This is a genomic window from Deltaproteobacteria bacterium (genome assembly GCA_016234845.1).
Lineage (GTDB): Bacteria > Desulfobacterota > Deferrimicrobia > Deferrimicrobiales > Deferrimicrobiaceae > JACRNP01.
On the sequence record JACRNP010000007.1, the window covers coordinates 21,415 to 27,809 of the forward strand.

Genomic DNA, 6,395 nt, shown 5'->3' on the forward strand with positions numbered 1-6,395 from the left:
ACAGGAGGGTGCGGATGGTCCGGTTGACCGACGAACAGAAGATCGCCGTGGACATGGTGCGGAGGCTCGCGGAAAAGGAAATCCTGCCGAGAGCGAAAGAGCTGGACGAAAAGTCGCTCTTTCCCGAGCATGCCCTGAACCGGTTTTCGGAACTGGGGCTTCTGAACCCGCTGCTGCCCGCCGAATACGGCGGAGCCGGGATGGGCGTGCTGACGCTGGTCCTGATGCTGGAGGAAGTCGCCCGCGTCTGCGCTTCCACCGCCCTGCTGCTGATCGCCCAGACCGACGGCATGCTCCCGATCGTCCACGGGGGGAGCGCCGGCCTCCGGAAGAAGTACCTCACCCGTCTCGGCGGGGCCTCGAAGATCCTGACGGCCCTGGGCGCCACGGAGCCGTCGGCCGGGTCCGACCTGCTGGCGATGGAGAGCCGCGCCGCGCGGAAGGGGGACCGTTACGTCATCAACGGCCGGAAGTGCTTCATCACCAACGGCTCGGTGGCCGACCTCGTGGTGGTGTACGCCTACACCGATCCCGCGAAGAAGGCGAAGGGGATGAGCGCCTTCGTGGTGGAGAAGGGGACCCCGGGGCTGTCGTACGGACGCAACGAGTCGAAGATGGGGATGCGCGGCTCGGTCAACTCCGAGCTGTTCTTCGAGGACGTGGAGGTGCCGCTCGAGAACCGGATCGGTGAGGAGGGGGAGGGGTTCGCCAACCTCATGAAGACCCTCTCGATGAACCGCGTCTTCTGCGCGGCCCAGGCGGTGGGGATCGCGCAGGGGGCGCTCGACGAGGCGGTCCGGCACGCCCGCGAACGCGTCCAGTTCGGCAAGCCCATCGCCCACCAGCCGGTGATCCAGTCCATGGTCGCCGACATGGCGACCGCGGTTACGGCGTCGCGGCTCCTCGCCCGCGAGGCGGCGTCCCTGTTCGACGAGGGGGAGGAACGGCGGGGGGCGCTCCTCGGCGGGATGGCGAAGACCTTCGCCAGCGATACGGCGATGCAGGTGACCACGGACGCGGTCCAGGTCCTGGGAGGGTACGGCTACATGAAGGACCACAGCGTGGAGCGGATGATGCGAGACGCCAAGCTCACGCAGATCTACACCGGGACGAACCAGATCACGCGCCTGGTGACGGGCCGGTCGCTGCTGCTTTCCTGACCGCTCCTCCCCCCATCTTCAAAAACCGCCTGTTCGAGTAGGGAGCCGGCGAAAAACTATCCTTCCGGACGGTGAATGTCCGGTCCGCCGTTGTTAGCGTTCTGTCATGCCCGATTCCATCGAACAGAAAAACAGGACAGGGAAGGGGAAAGGTACCGCCCCGCCGAATGGGCGTAGCGGATCCTTTTCCCAAGATGGGTAATGTTGCCGGCGGATAGCGGAAACAAAAGGAAATTCGTGGAAGACAGATGGTTCAAGGATTTCGGAAACGGTCCGGCCCTCAAGGGAGGGCGGTGCCGGGGATGCGGCAAGATCAGTTTCCCCATGAAACCTGTCTGCCCGGCCTGTTTCGGTTCGGAGCAGCAGGAGATTCCATTGAGCAATAAAGGGAAGCTCCACACATTCGCCCTGTCCCACATGGGGCCGCCGGGAATGGAGGTGCCTTACCTCATCGGGTTCGTCGACCTGCCGGAGGGGATAAAACTCTTCTCTCTCCTGACGGAATGCGAGCCTTGGGAGGAGGCGCTGAAAGTGGACATGGAAATGGAAATGGTTGTGGAAACGATCCGGCGTGATGAAGAAGGAACCGAAATCGTCGGTTACAAGTTCCGGCCTGTCCCGGAGAGATGTTCATGAGGGATGTGGCCATCGTCGGGATCGGAGGGACCCGGTTCGGCAATTACGGAGACCGATCGATCCGGGCATTGGGCGAGGAGGCATGCATCAAGGCCATCCGGGACGCCGGAATGAAACCTCGGGACATCCAGCTGGCCTACGCCGGGAACTTCGCGCAATGGGAATGGGGCCAGGGCCTGTTGATCGGGCACGCGGTCCTGCGGGAATTGGGTCTCACGCAGATTCCGATCACACGCGTGGAGAACGGCTGCGCCACGAGGTCCAACGCGTTCCGCGAGGCCTGGTACAAAGTCGCGACCGGTGCCTGCGATATCGCCTTGGCGTTCGGGGTGGAACAGATGACGGTCGTCGGGTCGGAAAAAATCCTCAGCGTGTTCATGGGCAGACAGCATGCGGAACGCGACGGCGAAATGGGCAACTCCGCACCGGGTCTTTTCGCGCTCCTTGCACGAAGGCACATGGAAGAGTTCGGCACCACCCGGGAACAAATGGCCATGGTGGCAGTCAAGAACCGGAAATACGGGGCACTCAATCCCGAGGCGCAACGGACCAGGGCCGTCACGGTGGAAGAGGTCCTGAACGATCGGATGATCTGCGATCCCCTGACTCTCTCCCAATGCTGCCCCCGGGGGGACGGCGCCGCGGCGGTGGTGCTGGCGGCGGAAGGTATCGCACGGCGGTACACCTCGACTCCCATCCGTATCGCCGCATCGGTCCAGGTTTCGGGGACCTACCCGGACGACCGGAGCTACACATTCTTCGACACGGACGTGCGGGCGGCAGCCGCCGCGTACCGGATGGCAGGTCTTGGTCCGGAGGACATCGATCTGGCGGAGGTGCACGACTGTTTCAGCGTCGCGGAGATCGTCCATTACGAGGACCTCGGGTTCTGCAGCAAGGGGGAAGGCGGCCGATTCGTCGAGGAAGGGTCCTCCGAAATCGGCGGAAAGACACCGGTCAACACGAGCGGAGGTCTGCTCTCCAAGGGGCATGTGATCGGCGCGACCGGGATCTCGCAGATCATCGAGCTGGTCCGGCAGCTTCGGGGACAGGCGGGCGAAAGGCAAGTGGAAGGCGCCCGGGTCGCCCTCCAACACAACGGCGGCGGGTTCATCCATACGGATACCGCCAGTTGCTTCATCCACATATTAAGAAAATAGGCCGGACGGGGGAAAACCGTGTCGACGAACGTTTCCGAGCGGGCATACCGGAACATGGAGATGGAATCGATCCTGAACTCGCGGGAGATGCGGGGGATCCAGCTCGAAAAGCTGAAGAGGCTTGTGACCCGACTCTACGAGGGGAAGCCGTATTGGCGGGAGAGGATGAAAAGGGCAGATGTCAGGCCGGGCGACATCAAGACCCTGGAAGACTTCGCCAGGAGGATTCCGGTGTTCGACAAGGTCCAGCGCCGGAAGCTGTCGGAGGAATGCGGGATGGACATGGCCAAGGTTGTGGACCTGACCATCGGCGTCCCCATGGACAGGCTGGTCCTGATGGCCGCGACGTCGGGCACGACCGGCGAGCCGACCCCTTACCCGATGACCGCCTTCGACATCGAATGGCTTTCGACGAACCTCGCCCGCATGCTGTGGCGGGTCGGCGTCCGCCCCGGAGACCGCCTGATCCACGGGTTCGGCCTCAGCATGTGGCTGGCGGGCGTGCCGTACGCCCAGTTCTTCGAGCGGAGCGGGGCATGCGTTTTTCCCGTGGGGGCGGAAGGAGGGACCGAGAGGATTCTCCGGTTCGCGAGCATGTTCAAGGCCAATGTCCTCGCGTGCACCCCGTCCCTGGCCGAGCACCTGATCGCGAAGGCGCCGGAGGTCCTGGGGAAGGAGGTCGGGACGCTGGGGATCAAGAGGCTCATCTGCGGCGGCGAGCCGGGGGCCGGCATCCCGGAGGTCCGCAGGAAGCTGGAGTCGGCGTACGGGGCGCGTCTCTCCGATACCGGGGCAGGGTTCGGAATCTCCTGCGACCATGCCGAGTACCAGGGCATGCACCACGTGGCCGACGACACCGTCCTCTTCGAGCTGGTCGACCCCGACACGTACGAGCCCGTGCCGTTTGAAGACGGTGCCCGTGGAATGCCGGTATTCACCACATTGGAGGGCGAGGGGTTCCTGTGGTTTCGCGAGACCATCGGCGACGTATGCCAGGTCTTCACCGAGCCGTGCCCGTGCGGTGCAACCGGTTTCCGGTACCGGATCGTGGGCAGGTCAGACGACATGCTCAAGGTCAAGGGGATCATCGTCTATCCCGCCGCCATCGACGGCGTGATCACCGGGTTCACCCCCCGGGTCACCGGGGAATTCCGGATCGTCCTTGACGAGCCGCCGCCACGGGTGGTCCCGCCGTTGAAGCTCCGGGTCGAGCACGGGGAGGGCGTATCGGCCGGGGACCTCCCCACCTTGGCGCGGGAGATCGAGGAGAAAATGAAGAGCCGGCTGAAAATTACTCCAAACATACAGTGGGTGGCCCCGGGGGCCCTGGAACGGTCCATGAACAAGACGCGGTTCATCGAGAAGGCTTACGAGAAATAACAATTTCGGTCGGACCTTGAAGGAGGATTCGGGATGCCGGCGATTTATACGAACGCATGGTACGAGGCGATGGTTACGTTCGCGAACGGTCAGAAGGACCTGTCGAAGAAGCTTCCGAAGGGGGAGTGGCGTTTCGCGGTGGAGCTTACGGGGGACGGAGCACTTCTTCATCCGTTTCGTGGACGGGAAGGTGGCGGAGTGCCGGGAGTGCGCGGAGGCGGTTCCGGGGAAGCAGCTGAACTACCGGATCATGGGTCCCGCCCATGTTTTCGAGGGGGTGGCGGCGGGGATCGTGGACCCCGTGGACGCGGGGCTTGGCGGTGCGCTGCAGATCCGTGGCGACATGCGGTTCCTGATGCAGAACGCGGAGATGGCGAACGTGATCTTCGAGATCTACAAGCAGAGCGGCCTGACGGATTGGCCGAAGGGGAAGCCGCCGTACGCGGGGGCATAGGCGGTTCCTGCATGGGGGCGTCCGGGAACCCAAAGACGAAGGGAAGGGGAGAACACGGGGATGGAACGAGAGACCTACGATGCCATCGTGATCGGCGCGGGGCACAACGGCATGGCGCTGTCGACCTACCTGGGCAAGAGCGGGTGGCGCGTGCTGGTGCTGGAGAGGCGATACGAGGAGGGGGGTGGGCTGACGACCGAGCATTATACGCAGGCCGGGTTTTTACATAACCTCCACAGCAACTACCACACCTTCGTGGGCCTATGCCCGGTCTACGACGACCTGGAGCTGGTCGGGGGCGGCGACGGAGTCTCGTACGGTCATCCGCCGGTCCAGATGGGGTCGATCTTCCGTGACGGGACGGCGCTGACGATCCACACGGACATGAAGAAGACGCACGCTTCCATGAGCCGGTTCAGCGTGAAGGACGCGGACACCTTCGGGCGGCTGTACAGGGAGGTCAAGGGGTTCCAGGACCTGATGATCAAGACGCTGATGTACGCCCCCCCGGTCGACCTGAACGACATCACGAAGGCCCTGGCGACGTGGAAGGTGGAGGAGAAGACGGAGTTCTTCCGCGCGAAGAACCGTACGCTGTCGGTCAACGACTTCCTGAACAAGCACTTCGAGAACGAGAAGGTCAAGACGGCGCTGGCGTTCCACGCGGCGGTGTGCGGTTACTACACGGACGTGCCGGGGCTGGCGGTGTCGTTTCCCTTCATGCTGGGGAAGATCGACAACTGGAAGATCTGCATCGGGGGGTCGCACCGGCTGGCCCATTCCCTGTGGCGGCAGATGCGCCGGAACAACGTGCTCCTTCTGCCGGCCTCCCCGGTGAGCGAGATCCTGGTGAAGGACGGCCGGGCGTCCGGGGTGCGGCTATCCGACGGCCGGGAGTTTTACGCGGAGAAGCTGGTGGCCAGCAGCGTGGACCTGGAGCAGACGTTCAAGAAGATGCTGCCGCCGGGGGCGGTTCCCAAGAAGGTGATGGAGGCGGTGGATCGGTACGAATACCAGGACGGATCGCTGTTCTCGGTCCACCTGGCGTTGGACCGGGTCCCCACGTACAAGGCGGCGGCGTTCGATCCGGACATAAACCGGGCGTGGGTGTTGAACATGGGGTACGAGCGCCTGGAGGACTTCAACGAGGACTGGAAGGCGATCCGCGCCGGGCAGGTGCCTCCGAAGCCGAAGCTCAACGCGGCGTTCAACTCGCTGTTCGATCCCACGGACGCTCCGGAGGGGAAGGCGACGGGGCTGTTGCGGGTGTTCGCGCCCTTCGGGATCGACGGGAAGGGAGCCGGGGCGTGGGCGACGGGGTTCAAGGACGTCTACGCCCGGCGGTGCGTGGAAACGCTGCTGGAATAATGCGAGGGGTTCGGGGAGGGGGAGATCCTGCAGGCGCGTCCGTACACGCCTCTGGACACGTCGGAGAAGCTCACCAACATGGTCCGTGGGGACTGGATGGTCGGAAAGATCGCCCCCTCCAACCTGTTGGCCGAGCGGCCCTCCAGGGAGCTCTCCGAGTACCGGACGCCGGTGAAAGGGCTGTACCTGTGCGGCTCCTGCACGCACCCGCACGGGTTCATCACCTTCGGTCCGGCC

General features: G+C 64.1%; 7 protein-coding genes. All 7 read left to right on the plus strand.

All coding sequences use genetic code 11. The features are described 5' to 3' along the window. The first annotated feature begins 14 nt into the window (after positions 1 to 14). Positions 15 to 1,160, plus strand: coding sequence for an acyl-CoA dehydrogenase family protein (locus tag HZB86_00670; protein MBI5904061.1), 1,146 nt, complete (start codon positions 15 to 17; stop codon positions 1,158 to 1,160). Positions 1,161 to 1,397: 237 nt separating this feature from the next. Next, positions 1,398 to 1,796 carry an OB-fold domain-containing protein gene (locus tag HZB86_00675; protein ID MBI5904062.1) on the plus strand — a complete coding sequence of 133 codons (399 nt, stop codon included), beginning with the start codon at positions 1,398 to 1,400 and terminating at the stop codon, positions 1,794 to 1,796. After that, on the plus strand, positions 1,793 to 2,956 hold the full coding sequence (locus HZB86_00680; GenBank protein ID MBI5904063.1) for a thiolase domain-containing protein: 1,164 nt from the start codon (positions 1,793 to 1,795) through the stop codon (positions 2,954 to 2,956). The genes HZB86_00675 and HZB86_00680 overlap by 4 nt, the downstream gene beginning before the upstream one ends. Before the next feature lie 54 nt (positions 2,957 to 3,010). Then, positions 3,011 to 4,336 (plus strand): phenylacetate--CoA ligase family protein, encoded by a 1,326-nt coding sequence (locus tag HZB86_00685; GenBank protein MBI5904064.1) that lies wholly within the window; start codon positions 3,011 to 3,013, stop codon positions 4,334 to 4,336. Between the two features lie 16 nt (positions 4,337 to 4,352). Further along, positions 4,353 to 4,790: an SCP2 sterol-binding domain-containing protein gene (locus HZB86_00690; GenBank protein ID MBI5904065.1), complete on the plus strand. Its 438-nt coding sequence runs from the start codon at positions 4,353 to 4,355 to the stop codon at positions 4,788 to 4,790. A gap of 60 nt (positions 4,791 to 4,850) precedes the next feature. Next, complete coding sequence (locus HZB86_00695; GenBank protein ID MBI5904066.1) at positions 4,851 to 6,158, plus strand: NAD(P)/FAD-dependent oxidoreductase; 1,308 nt, start codon at positions 4,851 to 4,853, stop codon at positions 6,156 to 6,158. Positions 6,159 to 6,236: 78 nt separating this feature from the next. Continuing rightward, positions 6,237 to 6,395 (plus strand): hypothetical protein (locus tag HZB86_00700; protein ID MBI5904067.1); only part of this gene is annotated, 159 nt, incomplete at its 3' end.